Source organism: Neptuniibacter sp. QD57_21 (genome assembly GCF_047778075.1).
Classification (GTDB): domain Bacteria; phylum Pseudomonadota; class Gammaproteobacteria; order Pseudomonadales; family Balneatricaceae; genus Neptuniibacter.
The window spans coordinates 1,452,075-1,469,327 of the sequence record NZ_CP180549.1; the positions used below are offsets into that span (position 1 = coordinate 1,452,075).

General features: G+C 43.7%; 17 protein-coding genes. 14 read left to right on the forward strand and 3 right to left on the reverse strand.

Going from position 1 to position 17,253, the window contains the following annotated elements:
- Positions 1-50 precede the first annotated feature (50 nt).
- The 7 genes from odhB to ACMXYS_RS06430 all read left to right on the forward strand — a co-directional run bounded on the left by odhB (position 51) and on the right by ACMXYS_RS06430 (position 9,402).
- Complete coding sequence (odhB, locus tag ACMXYS_RS06400) at positions 51-1,262, forward strand: 2-oxoglutarate dehydrogenase complex dihydrolipoyllysine-residue succinyltransferase (protein ID WP_415884190.1); 1,212 nt, start codon at positions 51-53, stop codon at positions 1,260-1,262.
- A 40-nt stretch (positions 1,263-1,302) separates the two neighbouring features.
- On the forward strand, positions 1,303-2,742 hold the full coding sequence (lpdA, locus tag ACMXYS_RS06405; protein ID WP_415884191.1) for a dihydrolipoyl dehydrogenase: 1,440 nt from the start codon (positions 1,303-1,305) through the stop codon (positions 2,740-2,742).
- A 148-nt stretch (positions 2,743-2,890) separates the two neighbouring features.
- Positions 2,891-4,057 carry an ADP-forming succinate--CoA ligase subunit beta gene (gene sucC, locus ACMXYS_RS06410; RefSeq protein ID WP_415884192.1) on the forward strand — a complete coding sequence of 389 codons (1,167 nt, stop codon included), beginning with the start codon at positions 2,891-2,893 and terminating at the stop codon, positions 4,055-4,057.
- On the forward strand, positions 4,057-4,929 hold the full coding sequence (sucD, locus tag ACMXYS_RS06415; RefSeq protein WP_415884193.1) for a succinate--CoA ligase subunit alpha: 873 nt from the start codon (positions 4,057-4,059) through the stop codon (positions 4,927-4,929). Before sucC ends, sucD begins: the two co-directional genes overlap by 1 nt.
- A gap of 122 nt (positions 4,930-5,051) precedes the next feature.
- A complete protein-coding gene (locus ACMXYS_RS06420; protein ID WP_415884194.1) occupies positions 5,052-5,690 on the forward strand; it encodes a hypothetical protein in 639 nt (212 codons plus the stop codon).
- A gap of 157 nt (positions 5,691-5,847) precedes the next feature.
- On the forward strand, positions 5,848-7,845 hold the full coding sequence (locus tag ACMXYS_RS06425) for an EAL domain-containing protein (RefSeq protein WP_415897971.1): 1,998 nt from the start codon (positions 5,848-5,850) through the stop codon (positions 7,843-7,845).
- Between the two features lie 339 nt (positions 7,846-8,184).
- A complete protein-coding gene (locus ACMXYS_RS06430; RefSeq protein ID WP_415884196.1) occupies positions 8,185-9,402 on the forward strand; it encodes an EAL domain-containing protein in 1,218 nt (405 codons plus the stop codon).
- A 41-nt stretch (positions 9,403-9,443) separates the two neighbouring features.
- Here the strand turns inward: ACMXYS_RS06430 and ACMXYS_RS06435 are convergent, their stop codons facing one another.
- The 3 genes from ACMXYS_RS06435 to purM are packed head-to-tail and all read right to left on the reverse strand — an operon-like array spanning position 9,444 to position 11,888.
- Complete coding sequence (locus ACMXYS_RS06435; protein WP_415884197.1) at positions 9,444-10,160, reverse strand: DUF3108 domain-containing protein; 717 nt, start codon at positions 10,158-10,160, stop codon at positions 9,444-9,446.
- Between the two features lie 13 nt (positions 10,161-10,173).
- Positions 10,174-10,821 (reverse strand): phosphoribosylglycinamide formyltransferase, encoded by a 648-nt coding sequence (gene purN / locus ACMXYS_RS06440; protein ID WP_415884198.1) that lies wholly within the window; start codon positions 10,819-10,821, stop codon positions 10,174-10,176.
- An 8-nt stretch (positions 10,822-10,829) separates the two neighbouring features.
- On the reverse strand, positions 10,830-11,888 hold the full coding sequence (purM, locus tag ACMXYS_RS06445) for a phosphoribosylformylglycinamidine cyclo-ligase (protein WP_415884199.1): 1,059 nt from the start codon (positions 11,886-11,888) through the stop codon (positions 10,830-10,832).
- Positions 11,889-12,055: 167 nt separating this feature from the next.
- Here purM and ACMXYS_RS06450 point away from each other — a divergent pair, with 167 nt between their 5' ends.
- The 7 genes from ACMXYS_RS06450 (at position 12,056) to tcdA (ending at position 17,228) form a co-directional block, all read left to right on the forward strand.
- Complete coding sequence (locus ACMXYS_RS06450) at positions 12,056-13,090, forward strand: DUF2066 domain-containing protein (RefSeq protein ID WP_415897972.1); 1,035 nt, start codon at positions 12,056-12,058, stop codon at positions 13,088-13,090.
- Between the two features lie 12 nt (positions 13,091-13,102).
- On the forward strand, positions 13,103-14,203 hold the full coding sequence (locus tag ACMXYS_RS06455) for an AI-2E family transporter (RefSeq protein WP_415897973.1): 1,101 nt from the start codon (positions 13,103-13,105) through the stop codon (positions 14,201-14,203).
- Entirely contained in the window at positions 14,193-14,897 is a 705-nt protein-coding gene (hda, locus tag ACMXYS_RS06460) for a DnaA regulatory inactivator Hda (RefSeq protein ID WP_415897974.1), read from the forward strand. Before ACMXYS_RS06455 ends, hda begins: the two co-directional genes overlap by 11 nt.
- A 121-nt stretch (positions 14,898-15,018) precedes the next feature.
- A complete protein-coding gene (locus tag ACMXYS_RS06465; protein ID WP_415897975.1) occupies positions 15,019-15,384 on the forward strand; it encodes a hypothetical protein in 366 nt (121 codons plus the stop codon).
- A gap of 100 nt (positions 15,385-15,484) precedes the next feature.
- Positions 15,485-16,171 carry a TIGR01621 family pseudouridine synthase gene (locus ACMXYS_RS06470; protein ID WP_415897976.1) on the forward strand — a complete coding sequence of 229 codons (687 nt, stop codon included), beginning with the start codon at positions 15,485-15,487 and terminating at the stop codon, positions 16,169-16,171.
- 9 nt (positions 16,172-16,180) lie between these two features.
- A complete protein-coding gene (locus ACMXYS_RS06475; RefSeq protein ID WP_415897977.1) occupies positions 16,181-16,399 on the forward strand; it encodes a hypothetical protein in 219 nt (72 codons plus the stop codon).
- Between the two features lie 31 nt (positions 16,400-16,430).
- Positions 16,431-17,228 carry a tRNA cyclic N6-threonylcarbamoyladenosine(37) synthase TcdA gene (gene tcdA / locus ACMXYS_RS06480; protein WP_415894041.1) on the forward strand — a complete coding sequence of 266 codons (798 nt, stop codon included), beginning with the start codon at positions 16,431-16,433 and terminating at the stop codon, positions 17,226-17,228.
- The last annotated feature ends 25 nt before the right edge of the window (positions 17,229-17,253 follow it).

The following is a 17,253-nucleotide window of genomic DNA, read 5'->3' on the forward strand; positions in this document are numbered from 1 at the left end:
TTAACCACAATTATTAATCGCCTGACGGTGATAACGATAAAGGAAAAAACATGTCCATCGAAATCAAAGCGCCGACGTTCCCAGAATCTGTAGCAGACGGCACAATCGCAACTTGGCACAAACAGCCAGGTGAAGCATGCTCAGCAGACGAGCTTATTGTTGATATCGAAACTGATAAAGTTGTACTAGAAGTTGTAGCGCCAGAAGATGGTGTTATTGCTGAAGTACTAAAAGGCGAAGGCGACACGGTTCTTAGTGATGAAGTGATCGCTAAGTTTGAAGCGGGTGCTGCAGGTTCTGCTGCACCAGCTGCTGCTGAAGAAGCTGCGGCTCCTGCAGGTGATGCTGACAAAGTTGGCCCTGCCGCACGTAAGCTGATCGACGAAAACGGCCTAGATGCATCCCAAATTACTGGTACTGGCAAAAATGGTGGTATCACTAAAGAAGACGTTCAGAACTTCATCAAAAATGGTGCACAAGCACCTGCAGCAGCACCTGCTCCTGCGGCATCTGCTGCTCCAGCACAAGCTGCTGCACCAGTTAACGTTCCAGCAGGTGAGCGTGTAGAGAAACGAGTTCCAATGACTCGTCTACGTGCAACAATTGCTAAACGTCTAGTTGAAGCACAGCAAAATGCTGCAATGCTTACTACTTACAATGAAGTAAACATGAAGCCGGTTATGGAACTGCGTAAGCAGTACAAAGACCTATTCGAGAAAACTCACAACGGTACTCGTCTTGGTTTCATGTCTTTCTTCGTTAAAGCTGCAACTGAAGCACTGAAGAAATTCCCAGCAGTTAACGCGTCTATCGACGGAAATGACATGGTTTACCATGGCTACCAAGATATCGGTGTAGCTGTTTCTACTGACCGTGGTTTGATGGTACCAGTACTACGTGACACTGATGTAATGAGCCTAGCAGACGTTGAGTCTACTATCGCTGATTTCGGTAAGCGTGGTCGTGAAGGTAAGCTTGGTATGGACGACATGCAGGGCGGTACATTCACAATCACTAACGGTGGTGTATTCGGTTCTTTGATGTCTACTCCAATCTTGAACCCACCACAAACTGCTATTCTAGGTATGCATAAAATTCAGGAACGTCCAATGGCTGTAAACGGCCAGGTTGAGATCCTGCCAATGATGTACCTCGCTCTGTCATACGATCACCGTATGATTGATGGTAAGGAAGCTGTACAATTCCTAGTGACAATTAAGGACCTTCTAGAAGATCCTGCACGTATGCTACTAGAGGTTTAAGGTTAGTCCTGATAAGAACAGAGTGAAGATAGGATAAAACATGTCTGATAAATTTGACGTTATTGTTGTAGGTGCGGGTCCTGGCGGTTATGTAGCTGCGATCCGTGCAGCACAGCTTGGTCTGAAAACTGCGTGTGTTGAAAAGTGGGTTGATGATAAAGGAGCAGCAGTTCTAGGTGGTACATGCCTAAACGTAGGTTGTATTCCTTCAAAAGCTCTACTGGAATCTACACACCAGTTCCACAATGCTCAGCATGCTGACGTGCACGGCATCCAAACGGGTGGCGATGTCACTATGGATGTTAAAGCGATGGTTGCTCGTAAAGACAAGATCGTAGGCAACCTAACTGGCGGTATTGCGGGTCTGTTTAAAGCAAACGGTGTAACTTTGCTTCAGGGTATGGGCAAATTGCACGGCGGTAAGAAAGTTGAAGTGACTGCAGCTGACGGTTCTTCTACTACTTACGATGCTGAGAACGTGATTCTAGCGTCTGGTTCTGTACCGGTTGAAATCCCACCAGCGCCGCTTACTGAAGGTTTGATCCTTGATAATGCGGGCGCACTAGATATCGATGAAACGCCTAAACGTTTGGGTGTTATCGGTGCCGGAGTTATCGGTTTGGAAATGGGCTCAGTTTGGGCGCGTTTAGGTACAGAAGTTACTGTACTTGAAGCAATGGACGATTTCCTTGCGCTAGCAGATAAAGATGTAGCTAAAGAAGCTGCAAAACTGTTCAAGAAACAGAAGCTAGACATCAAGCTTGGTGCTCGTTGCACAGGCACTGAAATCATCGACGGCAAAGAAGTGAAAGTTAAATACACTGATGCCAACGGTGAGCAGGAAATGGTTGTTGATAAGTTGATCGTTGCTGTAGGCCGTAAGCCACAGACGCAAGGTCTACTTGCTGATGACTCTGGTGTTTCTCTAGATGAGCGTGGCTTCATCTTCGTTGACGAGAAATGTCAGACTGGTGTTCCTGGTGTATATGCGATTGGTGATTCTGTTCGTGGCCCAATGCTTGCGCATAAGGCTTCTGAAGAAGGCATCATGGTTGCTGACATCATTGCTGGTCACCATGCACAGCTTAACTATGACGTTATTCCAAACATCATCTACACGCATCCTGAACTAGCTTGGGTTGGTAAAACTGAGCAAGAGCTTAAGGCTGAAGGCGTTAAAGTTAAAGTGGGTAAATTCCCATTTGCTGCTTCCGGTCGTGCCATGGCTGCTAACGATACCGAAGGTTTCGTTAAGATGATCGCTTGCGAAGAAACTGATCGTATTCTGGGTGTTCACATGGTTGGTGGTATTGCTTCCGAGCTTATCGGTCAAGCTGCTATCGCTATGGAATTCTGCTCAAGTGCAGAAGACCTTCAGATGACAGTATTTGCCCATCCGACTGTAAGTGAGGCTGTACATGAAGCAGCGCTAGCAGTTGATGGACACGCGATTCATATGGCGAATCGCAAAAAACGCTAAGTAATTAGCACAGAGAGATCCGGCTTACTCTTACAAGGAGTAAGCCGTATATAAAACTTGTTGCTAGAACCAACAGGGCTGTTACAGGGGCGTATTTAGATCCCTGATACAGAAAAAATCATATAGTGATAACACAACGGGTTAGAGCATGAATCTTCATGAGTACCAGGGTAAACAGCTGTTTGCCGAATATGGTCTGCCGGTATCCAAAGGATACGCAGTAGATACTCCAGAAGCAGCGGCTGAAGCTGCTGAAAAAATTGGTGGTGATAAGTGGGTTGTTAAAACTCAGGTGCACGCTGGCGGCCGTGGTAAGGCTGGCGGTGTTAAGTTGGTTGACTCTCCTGCAGAAGCGCAAGAGTTTGCAGCTAACTGGCTGGGCAAAAACCTAGTTACATTCCAGACTGACGAAAATGGTCAGCCTGTTTCTAAAATTTTGGTTGAAGACTGCACAGATATTGCAAACGAGCTATATCTTGGTGCTGTTGTAGACCGTTCTACTCGCCGTATCGTTTTCATGGCATCTACTGAAGGTGGTGTTGAAATCGAGACAGTTGCAGAAGAAACTCCAGAAAAGATTCTTAAAGCTGAAGTTGATCCGCTAACGGGTGCTCAGCCTTACCAGGGTCGCGATCTTGCGTTTAAACTGGGCCTAGAAGGCGACCAGATTAAGCAGTTCGTAAAAATCTTCTTGGGTCTAGCTCAGATGTTCCAAGAAAAAGATCTGGCTCTTCTAGAGATTAACCCTCTGGTTATTACTGATGAAGGTAACTTGCACTGCCTAGACGCTAAAGTAGCGATCGATGGCAACGCTGTTTACCGTCACAAAGATCTTCAAGCTATGCACGATCCATCTCAGGAAGATGAGCGTGAAGCACACGCTGCTGAGTGGGATCTAAACTACGTTGCTCTAGACGGCACTATCGGCTGCATGGTTAACGGTGCTGGTCTTGCGATGGGTACTATGGACATCGTTGCTCTACACGGTGGTTTCCCAGCTAACTTCCTTGACGTTGGTGGTGGCGCGACTAAAGAGCGTGTTACTGAAGCGTTCAAACTAATCCTAGCTGACGAAAAAGTTAAGACTGTATTGGTTAACATCTTCGGCGGTATCGTACGTTGTGACCTAATTGCTGAAGGTATCATCGGCGCAGTTAAAGAAGTAGGTGTAAACGTACCAGTTGTTGTACGTCTGGAAGGTAACAATGCTGATCTAGGTTCTAAGCTTCTTGCTGAATCTGGTCTAGACATCATCGCAGCTACTAGCTTGACTGATGCAGCTCAGCAAGCAGTAAACGCAGCGGAGGGTAAATAATGTCCGTTTTGATTAATAAAGACACCAAAGTAATCTGCCAAGGTTTCACTGGTGGTCAAGGTACCTTCCACTCTGAACAAGCTATCGCGTACGGTACGCAGATGGTTGGCGGTGTAACTCCAGGTAAAGGTGGTACAACTCACCTAGGTCTACCTGTATTCAACACTGTTGCAGAAGCTGTAGAAGCGACTGGCGCAGATGCATCTGTTATCTACGTTCCAGCTCCGTTCTGTAAAGATTCTATCCTAGAAGCTGCAAACGGTGGCGTTAAGCTAATCGTTTGTATCACTGAGCACATCCCCGTTATGGATATGCTTGAGTGTAAAGTTAAGTGTGACGAGCTAGGTGTACGCCTAATCGGCCCTAACTGCCCAGGTGTTATCACTCCAGGCGAATGTAAGATTGGTATTATGCCAGGTCACATTCACCTACCAGGTAAAGTAGGTATTGTTTCCCGTTCTGGTACTCTAACTTATGAAGCTGTTAAGCAGACTACAGATGCAGGTTTCGGTCAGTCTACTTGTGTAGGTATCGGTGGTGACCCAATCCCTGGTTCTAACTTCATCGATATTCTGGAAATGTTCCAGAATGATCCACAGACTGAAGCGATTGTAATGATCGGTGAGATCGGTGGTACTGCAGAAGAAGAAGCGGCTGCTTACATCAAAGCAAACGTTACTAAGCCTGTTGTTTCTTACATTGCTGGTGTTACTGCACCTGCTGGTAAGCGTATGGGTCACGCTGGTGCGATCATCTCTGGTGGTAAAGGTACTGCTGATGAGAAATTCGCAGCACTTGAAGATGCAGGCGTTAAGACTGTACGTTCTCTTGCTCAGATCGGCGATGCACTAAAAGAAGTTACTGGCTGGTAAGCTATAACATCTCTAAAAAAGGCAGCTTAGGCTGCCTTTTTTATTGCCCGAATAAATAGGTGTTGAAACATTATTTGTATAATGTGATTGTTAAATAACATTATTTTAAGTGCAGATCGTTTATGAAAAACCTTATCGTGATAGGTGTTGCTTCAATTGTTGGCTTAGCAGTTGTTGGCGGTGCAGGTTTCTTTGGTTATAAGATGTATTCAGAGTTGGCTGAATATAAAGCCTTAGGTCCGATTAAGGATATGCGAACTTATAGCAAAGAAAATTTTGATCTTAAAAAAGAAAATAAGCTGTTATTAGAAAAGTCTGCGTACATGCAGCGGCAATTTCTAATTCATCGTAAAGTAACAGTGGGTCAAGCTGTTAAAAGGTCAGAAAGAAAAGTTGCAACATCGATTGCTGCTTTTACCCCAATTTCAGGTTCCTATGTACTTGCTGCAATGTCTGCGCAAGAGCAATTGGAGCTCTGCCAAGATGTACAGGCTTTAATAAAACTAGAGTCCCAATTGTTTGAATCCTCTGATCCTGCTGTCGTAATGCAGCAAGAAAAGATTTGCGGTACTTATATCGAGCGTAAATTGATGCCGTTATTTAAATACCAAATGCTTCGCGTGCGTGCGTCAATGACGGGCTCTCTTGGTCATCTCAGAGTAGATGCTGAGGAAAAGTTTGAGAAGGCGCGTAAGCTTCTTGAAAAGTGGGAAGTGCCAGTTGAACGGGAGTTGGATTCTTACACGGATTTTGATCGTTAGATTTATTTATTTCGATTTATCTGTCTATCAAACTAGTTTACTTATTAACTCGGTATTTTTATTTAGCTGCTACAATTTTATTTACTCATCATAGTATTATGCGTTTTAATAATAACCGTAATTTATAAGTGGTTAATTGGGTTGAGGGCGATAATCTTTGAGTAGTACTAAGATTGCAATGAATGCCTTAGCCGAGCGTATGCCCGGTGCCTTTTATCGCCGTTCTGTTCAGGGCGATCGAGCTTTGTTGTTGATTACTTCAGGCTGTAAAGAGTTAACAGGCTACTCTGTAGAGGAATGGTTAAAGGGAGATATTAGTTTTAAAGAACTTATTGATCCTGAATGTCATTCTCACTATCGAGATGTTGTTGATAGTGCTCTAGTCGAAGGAAAGCCCTACAGTGTTGAATATAAGATTACACATAAGAATGGTGCTGTCTTATGGGTGTGGGAGCAGGGACATGGTGTAACGGATGCTGGTAGTCTTTCTGCTATTGAGGGCTATATCACTGATATTACTTCGCAAAAAGATCATGAGGTTGGTTTGCGAAATGCTTTGAGTGCGAAGCAGCAGCTACTAGAAGAATATAAAGGTGTTGTTGATTGTAGTGCTATTGTCTCTAAGACAGACCCAAATGGCGTTATTACTTATGTTAATGATCATTTCTGTAAAGTCTCAGGTTATAGCCCTGAAGAGCTAATCGGGTCAACTCACGCCATTGTTCGGCACCCCCAAACTAGGCCTGACATTTTTAAAGATCTATGGAGTACCATTCTTTCAGGTAATACCTGGAAAGGTACGCTGAGAAATAGAGCAAAAAATGGGCAAGATTATTATGTAAATTCGGCTATCTCTCCGATCATGGATTCAGATGGTAATATCATTGAATTCATTTCGGTTCGTTTTGATGTGACGTCGCTCATTGAGAAAGAGAAGCGAATTAGAAGACAGATTACTGACCAGCTAACTGGTTTGCCTAACAGGCAGAGTTTGTTAGAGGATTTAACTTCAGTTGAGTCAGGCTCATTGGCCATACTTAATATCAACGACTTTAAGTTGGTTAATGAATATTATGGCTTCGCTGTTGGTGATCAATTATTGCGAGATATGGCAATTTTGCTTTCTGAAGTTGCCGAGCTTCATGATTTAAATCTGTACCGTCTGTCAGGTGATGAGTTTGCACTCTTCTGCAAAGGACATTTGCGTGATATCGGCTTTGATACGTTGTGTGACTCTATTGTATCGCGTGTAGCTGAGAAAGTTATTACTATTATAGGGATCGAGTTTGCTTTAGCGGTGACTATTGGGGCTTCTAATGGCTGCACAAAAGATCTACTTTTACATGCAGACATTGCCCTTCATAGCGCTAAAGAGCAGCATCTATCAGTACAAATATATGACATCTATTCGCCACTAAAGCGTCAAATTGATAACAACATTACTTGGCTTAAAAGAATTCGAGAAGCGATTCATGAAGATCGAATAGAAGTCTTTGCTCAACCAATCTTGGATGTGGATTCGTCTGAGATTAATCGTTATGAATGTTTAATGAGATTAAGGGAGGGTGAAAATTACATTTCACCCTATCTATTCCTGCAGGCGGCTAAACATGGTCGGCTTTATGGTGATCTAACCCGAATTGTATTTTCCAAAGCCTGTGAGTTTTTTGCAGAACGAAGCGACAGTTTTTCTATTAATATCACAGCCTCGGATATCTTAAATCCTAATACTTCTAATTACATTATTAGAACGATTAAGCGCTACGGGGTTGGTGATAGGCTTGTGTTTGAATTGGTTGAAAGTGAAGGGATTGAAGATTCTGAACTTATTATTCAATTTTTTGATCAAGTGAAAGCGATGGGCTGTAGCTTAGCGATTGATGACTTTGGTACGGGTTATTCTAACTTCGAATACCTTCTAAAACTCGATATTGATTATATAAAGATTGATGGCTCTTTGATTCGTTACATTGATAAGGATGATAATGCACGTATTGTGGCTGAAACAGTTGTTGATTTTGCGAGACGCTTGAACGTGAAGACGGTTGCAGAGTTTGTACATAACTATGAAGTAGAGCAATGTGCACGTGAAATCGGTGTCGATTTTCTTCAGGGTTTCCTGTTAGGTGAGCCTGCCCCATTGGACTCTCTCTAAACTTCATCTTCTGGTCTATTTATTGCTTTTCTATGCGAGGGCGACAGATTGATAGCATCTGTCGCTTATAAAGCTATAAAGGCTGGGATGTATTCGATCTCTTTTTGCTGTGATGTTCTATTTTAGTGCGAGCTGCACCTAATTGGTGATATCTGTCTGTACCTATAGAATTGGAGGTGAAAAAAATACTCTTGGCTGTAGTATAAGGTTTTCTATCTTGCTGGCAGTGTTGATTATTTTTAGTCCAGTTTTTGATAGGAAAACGTGTATTTAGTTTTAGGTATTAGCGATGTGTATAAATACCTTTGAGTACCACAAAATCTAACAGAGTAGTTCATTATGAGTCTTAAGCTTTTTCCATACTTCCAGCCTATCGTTGAAACCGCAACTGGTCGCATAGCTGGGTACGAAGCACTGGCAAGGATGAAAGATGAGAACGGCGATACGGTTTCTGCGGGTAGAATTTTTTCAGATAAGGGCCTCTCTGTTAAAGAACGTATTGAGCTTGATCGAGATGTGAGGCTTCAGGCGCTTCAGCAGATCCAATCACTGCCTGAAGATACTTTTATTAGTATCAATATATCCCCTGAGTGGCTGCAATACCTTGAGTCCCTAGATAACATTCCTACCTTGGAAATGATTAAGCAGCTCGCAGTTGATCCATCAAAAGTTGTTATAGAGATTACTGAGCTTGATGGTGACTTGGATGTGATTCAAAAGCTAGTTGAGCGATATCGTGAAGAGGGGTTCTGTATTGCTATCGATGATTTCGGTACGGGTTTTTCGCAATTAGATCGTATTGCCTTGCTAAAGCCGGATATCATTAAGCTGGATATGACTTTACTGAAAAGTGGTTCGACTGACAGTCGTCGTTCCTCAATGGTTCAAATGTTGGGTGAGCTTGCTTCAAAACTCGGCAGTAAGGTGCTGTGTGAGGGCGTTGAAACTGATGATGAATATTATTTGGCACTGAGCTGTAATGCAGTATATGTTCAGGGTTTTCTTTTCTCTGAGGCGCAGTCTGAGATGTTGCTTCCAGATTCGACCACTAAACAAGTGAAGGATCTATTAAGTCATTATCGTGATATGGCGATTAATGCTACTTCCCGAAGTCACTGGCGTGCGGAAAAGGTTAAAGCAGAGTTGCTCTCGTTAAGAGAGGTCTTAAAGGCTGCAAGTAGTGATGAAGATCTACAGCACTTTGTCGCAACAGAGCATTTAATGCGTTTCTATATCTGTGATCGTTTAGGCAATCAGATTTCTCCAAACTTTGAAAATAGTGATAAAGGCTGGATCCTTAATGAAAAACATAGAGGGTTTAACTGGAGTTGGAGACCTTATTTCTTTGAGCTTCTAGGATCCGCTGATACGAAAAATCGTTTGGTCTTCTCAGAGCCATACCAAGATATTCATACAGGGCAGCGAGCGCAAACGGCTGTTTTGTTTATCGATGACTCCCGTATCCTGCTTGCGGATTTACTGGATGAGGGGCAGGAGAGTGATCTGTTTAATGGTTTTAGCGCAATGCCAGCAAGCTGGATTCCTGAGATAGGCTAATTGAGTTGTTGTTATAAGAGCTAAGCCTAGAGGTTTGGCTCTTATTTTTTGAGCTCTTTCAGAAGAAGGGTATAAGCTTTATCTTTCTTTTCGATCTGGTGTAGCTTGATAATCTGATGGTTTAGTTCAGGTGCAAACCAGATGAAAGTCTGTCGCGTACTGCCTTCTTTACGCACGCGTTTTACTCGAATTGCCTCGTACTCGCCGATAGGGGCTTTGATGCTCTCTTTGCCGTCAACGATGAAGTTATATTCTTTTAACTTTCCACCATCTGCTACAGAGTATTTAAACTCTTTTTCTCCTTCAGCAACGGCTTGTTGTAGCAGTAGTTGATAGCTGATCTTGTCTTGAACGCCTTCTTTTATTGGCATCTGCCAGGGTTTGTTCTCAACCTTGTTTGTTACCAATTGGTTTTGCCAATCGAAATGAACTTCAGCCTTACGTTTTTTGCCTAGTACGCTACGTTTGTAGGTATAGTTAAGTGGCTTTAGCTTTGCGTTATCTAAAGTGAATTTGCTGGATTCGTAAATGCTGGCAAACATGGCTGAGGCTTTGGATTCAAAAAACCATTCGCCAGATTCATTTTTTTGTAGCTTGCGAGTAGTGTTGCCGCTGAGAGAGATGCTGCCATCCCAATCAATTTCGTAGCTTGCGGTAAAAGGAGTAAAAGGCGTTGCGGTGTCTGCAACTAGAGGAGTTGCCCAGAGAAGTGCGGACGCGAAAAGGGAATTAATTAACGTCTTATTTGCTCTGAGCATACTGGTTGCCTCATTAAATTTGATCGTGCTGAAAGCCCTGAGTAGGTGCGGCTTTACCGTCTAGGGTAACACCCCTGTCAGACCAGATCAGTCTGTCGGAACAAAACAGACCTACCGCTTGAGGGTAGATAATGTGTTCCACTTTATGGACTTTCTGTTGCAGGCTCTCACTTGTATCTTCCGGATCTATGCTTACTTTACCCTGAATGGCCAGCGGGCCACCATCTAGCTCTTCAGATACAAAGTGCACGGTACAGCCGTGTTCTTTATCACCGGCATCAATTGCGCGCTGATGGGTGTGAAGGCCTTTGTATTTAGGGAGTAGTGACGGGTGAATGTTAAACATTCTGCCGTTGTAGTGCCGAACAAATTCGGCAGTAAGGATACGCATAAACCCTGCAAGAACAATCAGGTCAGGCTGGTAAGTATCAATCTGTTTGATCATCGCTTGGTCAAAACTTTCCCGGCTATCAAAGTCGGTATGTTTTAAAACCAGGGTAGGGATATTGGAGTTGCGGGCACGCTCCAAGCCATAAGCCTCAGCTTTGTTGCTGAGGACGGCTTCGATGCGGCCATCAATTTGGCCTGCATCGATTGAATCCATTATAGCTTGGAGGTTGGAACCACTTCCTGATATCAGGACAACGATTCGTTTAGTCATTGGGCGAATTACGCCTCCAGACCAGCTAGTTCAACTTGCTCTTCACCTGCTTGCGCAGCAGCAATTGAACCGATAACCCAAGCATCTTCGCCAGCTTCGTTTAGTAGCTGAAGTGCTTCGTCTTGCTTGTCAGCAGGTACGCAGATAACCATGCCAACACCGCAGTTGAATGTGCGGTACATCTCAGTTGCATCAACGTTACCTTGCTCTTGTAGCCAATTGAATACTGCTGGCATAGTCCAAGAGTTAACATCGATTACAGCTTTCGCATTCTCTGGAAGAACACGTGGGATGTTCTCAAGTAGGCCGCCACCTGTAATGTGAGACAGAGCGTTTACTTGAGATTCTTTGATCAGTTTTAGAAGTGACTTAACGTAGATGCGTGTTGGCGCCATCAAAGCATCTGCTAGCGGTTTGCCATCAAGATCTGCAGTCAATTCTGTGCCGCTTACTTCTAGAATCTTACGGATTAGAGAGTAACCGTTAGAGTGCGGGCCAGAGGAAGCAAGGCCGATCAGCGTGTCACCAACTTTTACGTTAGTGCCGTCGATGATCTCATCTTCTTCTACAACACCTGTACAGAAGCCAGCTAGATCGTAATCTTCGCCTTCGTACATGCCTGGCATTTCAGCTGTTTCGCCACCAACAAGTGCAGCACCAGCTAAAGAACAACCTTCGCCAATACCTTTAACTACATCTGCAGCAGTATCAACGTTAAGTTTACCTGTCGCGTAGTAATCCAAGAAAAGTAGAGGTTCTGCGCCAGCAACGATTAGATCGTTAACACACATCGCAACTAGATCGATACCGATGGTGTCGTGCTTTCCTAGATCCATTGCTAGGCGTAATTTTGTACCTACACCGTCAGTACCTGAAACAAGTACAGGCTTACGGTAGCCTTCGGGGATACGGCATAGAGCGCCGAAACCACCTAGGCCGCCCATAACTTCAGGGCGAGTTGTGCTTTTAGCAACGCCTTTAATTCGATCAACTAGGGCGTTACCAGCGTCGATATCAACGCCAGCGTCTTTATAGCTCAGAGAGCTGTTATCAGAACCAGTAGACATGGATCAGTTAACCTTTCATGTACAAGGAAAGAGGAAGAAAAATATTGCCGCATATTCTACCGTTTTATCACGCTTGAATACACTCATCTGGGCAACGAATATGAAATAATTATGTGGGATGGTAAAGTTAAAGCATATTTTTATTCGAAATTGTTGAAGGCGGCTTAATGGATTTAATGCGAAGCTTTATAGCTGTGCTTCTGCTGGCAGTGTCACAATTTGTTTGTGCAGGGACGATAACTGATCTTTATCAAGTGACTTTGCCTGTTGATGAACAAAGGTCTTCACCTAGTGACCTTCAGATGAGTTCTGGGCTGGCAAAAGTGCTAGTTAAAGTGTCTGGCAATTCCAGTATTGCTGAAGATTTACAAATCCAATCCCAGCTTAAAGTGCCTGCTAGAACTTTAAAGCAGTTTAGTTATATCGCTAAAGAGGGTGGGGATTATTTAGTTTTAGATTTCCACCCGTCTGTTATCGATAGTTTAGTTACCCGTACAGGCTTTAAACCCTTAGGCGAGCAGCGGCCCACAGTTTTGCTTTGGTTCGCTTCGGATCTATCGGGCGAGCAAGACTACCTGCCATCTAATGATCCTTTTCATAAAGCCCTGCAGTTAGCAGCGAAGTCCCGCGGATTGCCGCTACAGTTTCCATTATTCGATCTAACTGACCAAGTGGCGCTTACCACAGTGGATCTATGGGCGTTAAACGATCAACCTATTACAAAAGCTTCAGCACGTTACAATCCTGATGCTGTTATCGTCGGTCGCCTTACAAAGGGTTTGCCAGAGGGAGTAACCGTTGCCGGGTTATTTATGAATGGCGGCGACACCCAGCCGATAGCGGAATCTGGCAATATCGATCAGGTTGCTAATAGATTGATTAACCGAGTGGCGGATAATCTTTTTAAGCCAGTCGTGAGTTATAAACTCAGTCATTTTCAGACTGGCATCGCTGTTCAAGTTGAGAATATCTTTAACTTGTCTGATTACATCCGACTGATTGATTTTCTCAAAGGGTTATCTGTTGTTAGTCAGGTAAAAATTGAACAAGCAATAGGTAATCAAATTACAGTAAGACTTGAGTTAGATGGCAGTGAAGAGCAATTGCGCCAAGCTATCGCCCTAGAGCCGCAATTACAGACGCTCGATAGTCTTCGAAATCAAGATGGTTCTGCGGTGATGATCTACCGCTGGCAAGGATAGCAGGAACAATAAATGACTGAATCACAACGTTGGTTTTTCTTAATACTTGCCGTCGTATTGGGCGGTTTGGTGTATCTACTTTCTCCAATTCTTTCACCCTTTTTGGTCGGGGCGTTGTTTGCTTATCTGTCAGATCCCATTGCTGATCGATTAGAAAATTTAGGCATGTCTCGCACAGGCTCTGTCATCATTGTGTTTATCGGTATGACGGCCTTGGTGGCGATGATGTTCCTGTTATTACTTCCGCAACTAGGGCATCAAATACAGACATTGCTAGCTCGTATACCGCAGGCGATACAGTTATTTGAAGAACAGATTTTTCCTTGGATATTAGCGACATTCAGTTTGGAGCCAACTGCGTTTGGTTTTGCCAATGTTAAAGATGTTTTGATTGGTGATTTGCAAAAAACTGGCGATATTATGAGCCAGTTGTTAGGAGGTATTACACGATCGGGGCTGGCAATTGTGGCATGGGTGGCTAATTTAGTCCTGATTCCCGTGGTTACTTTTTACTTGTTACGTGACTGGGATGTGATGATTGCTAAGGTTAAGCGTCTTTTACCGCGCAATGTTGAGCCTAGGGTTTCTTTATGGGCTAGCGAATGTGATGAGGTGCTTGGCGCATTTATGAAAGGTCAGCTTTTAGTCATGGTCGCATTGGGAATTGTTTATGCAGTAGGTTTATGGATCGTAGGGCTTGATCTAGCGCTATTGGTTGGTATGATCGCGGGTCTTGCTAGTATTGTTCCTTACATGGGATTCATCATCGGTATTGCGGTGGCAGGTATTGCTGCATTTATGCAATTCCAAGATCCAATGGTTTTAGGCTACGTTGGCGTAGTCTTTATCATTGGTCAGATGCTTGAAGGGATGTTACTTACGCCATTATTAGTAGGTGACCGTATTGGATTACACCCTGTTGCGGTAATTTTTGCTATCATGGCAGGCGGACAGCTGTTCGGATTTGTTGGGGTACTTTTAGCTCTACCAGTTGCAGCTGTTATTATGGTGCTATTACGGCACCTACATGAAGGTTACAAAGGCAGTACGTTGTACGGCTCAGAAGAAGATCAAGCGTTAGAACAAGTCGAACCAGTAGTTAATGACAAGTAAACAACCATTCCAATTACCTCTATCGGTTAGTCTCCGAGATGATGCTCGTTTTGAGAATTATTACGCTCAAGGCAATGAGCTGGTTTGCGCGAGTTTAAAAGCGGCCGCAAACGGTAATGGTGAGCAGTTTACTTATATTTGGGGTAGTGAGGGCGTTGGCTGTACTCATCTACTCCAAGCGGTATGTCATGAAGCCGATCCTGTAGGACGCAGTGCGGCTTATCTCCCTCTGGATGAATTAAAGCAGATGGGTGGTGGTATTCTAGAAGGGATGGAATATCTCGATCTAGTTTGTATCGATGGCATAGAGTCTGTTGCTGGTAATAAAGCTTGGGAAGAGGCGCTTTTCCACTTCTTTAACCGCATTCGTGAGCAGGGTAATACACTGATCATCGCTTCGACAGCTGCGCCGCGTCATCTTGGTATCAACCTACCTGATTTAGCATCCCGACTAAGTTGGGGCATGGTATTCCAGGTGCAAGCACTTAATGATGAAGTGAAACTAAAAGCGATTAAGACGAAAGCAAGTGCCCGTGGGTTACAGTTTTCAGATGAAGTCGCACGCTTCTTACTTCATCATGCCAGCCGCAATATGAACGATTTAGCCTGTTTGCTAGATACGTTGGATCGCGCATCTCTGAGTGCTCAGCGTAAAATCACAATTCCTTTCGTTAAAGAGGTTACAGGGCTGTAATTAATCAGCTCTTAAACCAACTCTTCATATATTCTTCATCATTTTTGCAGGTGCGTAATGCGAAAATAGGGGTATTAAATTTCGGTACTCTTTCGCAGGTCATTATGGCTAGGAGGTCATCATGGGTAGCAAGCATCTGACAGACAAATTACGCGCTAAGCTTGAAAAAGAAGAGATCAAAGTCAAAGCCAACAATGTTCGCTATACAGTTACCCATCTGAATGAAAAAGGTAAGGTTTTGGGGCGTGAGTGGTATAAGGGATTTATCGCTGTTTCAGGCAAGCGCCTGATATTGGTATCTGATGGCGTAAAATTTCTTAACATCAAAAAATCGGATCAACGCTTCACTGCTGCTAAGTTTGTAGAAGAAAACGTAGCTTGCCTAGAAGTGCGTTATTTTAAAGAGCCAGATTCTGAACGCAGCTTAGTTTTTCATATCTATACGGATAAAGTGAATAAACTGCTTAAACACATTGATAATCTATAAGCCAAAATAGATTATCGCCTCTGGGGCGGAATGTTCTTTTTCGCCCCTTGAAATATCTCCTTAACTCCCGCATGATCGCGACTTTTTGGCGGGAAATTCTGTGTTTCAAATAATTGATCAAACCAGTGATTTTGTTGTGGTGGTTAAACCTGCAGGAATCAGTGTGCATAAAGATCAAGAGGAAGCAGGATTTACCATGATGTTGCAGCAACAGTTAGATTTAGAGCAGATCTTTCTGGTGCACCGTTTAGATAAAATAACATCAGGCCTTATGGTATTCGCTAAGAGTACCGAAGCTGCCAAAATGCTCGCTGATCAGTTTAAAAGCCGTGAAGTTTCGAAATACTACTTAGCTATCTCTGCTAATAAACCAAAGCGTAAGCAAGGGCTTATTATGGGGGATATGGAGAAAGCGAGACGCGGTGGCTGGAAGCTTGTAAAAAGTCGTCAAAACCCTGCTGTGACCCAGTTTTTTAGCTGCTCACTTAAGCCCGGCTTTAGGCTGTTTCTACTAAAACCAACCACAGGTAAAACCCACCAAATTAGGGTGGCGCTTAAAAGTGAAGGCGCGCCAATTTTGGGGGATAATACCTACAATGGTGAGTTATCAGACCGTACCTATCTGCACGCATACTCTTTGGCATTTAGTTATGGTGGTGAGCGATATACTTATAAGAGCTATCCTGAGCAGGGCGATCAATTTGATCAAGAGGCTTTGGGTATTATTAAAGAACACTTTGATCGGCCAGAGAGTCTTTCTTGGCCGAAATTACCTGAAAAAAGATAAGGCACAAAAATGAGCGAAGGTGAACGTATAGAACGGGATTTTGAATCACGTGATGCAGATGAAAAAAGGGCCTTTCTAGAGCAAACATGGTGTGACAACTGCCAAGAAGTGAATCTTGGAATGGTTGAACCGGAAGAATATGAATTAAATGACATCATATTTATCGAAGGTAAATGTGCTAAATGCGGTCATGTTATTTTGACCGAAATTACTGAAGACGAATTCTAATTTCGTTTTAAGGCGATAGAGGTAGGTTACGTTGTCCTCAGGTTTTGAAAATCGTTTTGGTGGAACGCGCCGTCTATATGGTACGGATGTAGTCGATATGTTCCGCCAATCTCATATTTGTGTGATTGGTATTGGTGGCGTTGGTTCTTGGGTGGCTGAAGCCTTGGCCCGAACAGCAATTGGTAAGATCACACTGATTGATCTAGATGATATCTGCATTACCAACACAAATCGTCAGATTCATGCTGTAGACGGGAATGTGGGTCGCTCGAAAACCGAAGCTATGGCAGAGCGTATCAAGCTAATCAATCCAGAATGTGAAGTGAATGAGATCGAAGATTTTATTACACGAGAGAACATTCCAGAGCTGATTACCAATGAGTTCGACTATGTAATTGATGCGATCGATAGCGTTAAAGAAAAAGCCGCGTTGATCGCCCATTGCAGCTATCGCAAGATTCCGATTATCACTGTGGGTGGTGCCGGTGGCCAGACAGATCCAACCAAGATTGATATCTGTGATTTAGCTAAAACCAATCACGACCCGCTCGCGGCTAAAGTGCGCTCTTTCCTACGTAGGCACTATCGATTCAGTAAAAGCGGTAGACGATTCTCTGTCGATTGTGTTTACTCCACTGAGCAGCTGGTTTATCCGCAACCTGATGGTTCGGTTTGTGCGCAAAAGAGTATTACCGATGGCAATACCCGATTAGATTGTGCGGGTGGCTTTGGTGCATCGACCTGTGTGACTGCTAGCTTTGGTTTTGCCGCGGTAGCGCGTGTGTTGGAGAAAATGCGCTTACGCTGGGAAAGGCAGTCGCAAGGTTAATAGCTTGGAAAGAGAAACAAAGAAA

Bases quoted from the DNA above. Each gene is read 5' to 3' on its own strand.
- odhB (WP_415884190.1), top strand. From the start codon at position 51: ATGTCCATCGAAATCAAAGCGCCGACGTTCCCAGAATCTGTAGCAGAC.
- lpdA (WP_415884191.1), top strand. From the start codon at position 1,303: ATGTCTGATAAATTTGACGTTATTGTTGTAGGTGCGGGTCCTGGCGGT.
- sucC (WP_415884192.1), top strand. From the start codon at position 2,891: ATGAATCTTCATGAGTACCAGGGTAAACAGCTGTTTGCCGAATATGGT.
- sucD (WP_415884193.1), top strand. From the start codon at position 4,057: ATGTCCGTTTTGATTAATAAAGACACCAAAGTAATCTGCCAAGGTTTC.
- ACMXYS_RS06420 (WP_415884194.1), top strand. From the start codon at position 5,052: ATGAAAAACCTTATCGTGATAGGTGTTGCTTCAATTGTTGGCTTAGCA.
- ACMXYS_RS06430 (WP_415884196.1), top strand. From the start codon at position 8,185: ATGAGTCTTAAGCTTTTTCCATACTTCCAGCCTATCGTTGAAACCGCA.
- ACMXYS_RS06435 (WP_415884197.1), bottom strand. From the start codon at position 10,160: ATGCTCAGAGCAAATAAGACGTTAATTAATTCCCTTTTCGCGTCCGCA.
- purN (WP_415884198.1), bottom strand. From the start codon at position 10,821: ATGACTAAACGAATCGTTGTCCTGATATCAGGAAGTGGTTCCAACCTC.
- purM (WP_415884199.1), bottom strand. From the start codon at position 11,888: ATGTCTACTGGTTCTGATAACAGCTCTCTGAGCTATAAAGACGCTGGC.
- ACMXYS_RS06450 (WP_415897972.1), top strand. From the start codon at position 12,056: ATGGATTTAATGCGAAGCTTTATAGCTGTGCTTCTGCTGGCAGTGTCA.
- ACMXYS_RS06455 (WP_415897973.1), top strand. From the start codon at position 13,103: ATGACTGAATCACAACGTTGGTTTTTCTTAATACTTGCCGTCGTATTG.
- hda (WP_415897974.1), top strand. From the start codon at position 14,193: ATGACAAGTAAACAACCATTCCAATTACCTCTATCGGTTAGTCTCCGA.
- ACMXYS_RS06465 (WP_415897975.1), top strand. From the start codon at position 15,019: ATGGGTAGCAAGCATCTGACAGACAAATTACGCGCTAAGCTTGAAAAA.
- ACMXYS_RS06475 (WP_415897977.1), top strand. From the start codon at position 16,181: ATGAGCGAAGGTGAACGTATAGAACGGGATTTTGAATCACGTGATGCA.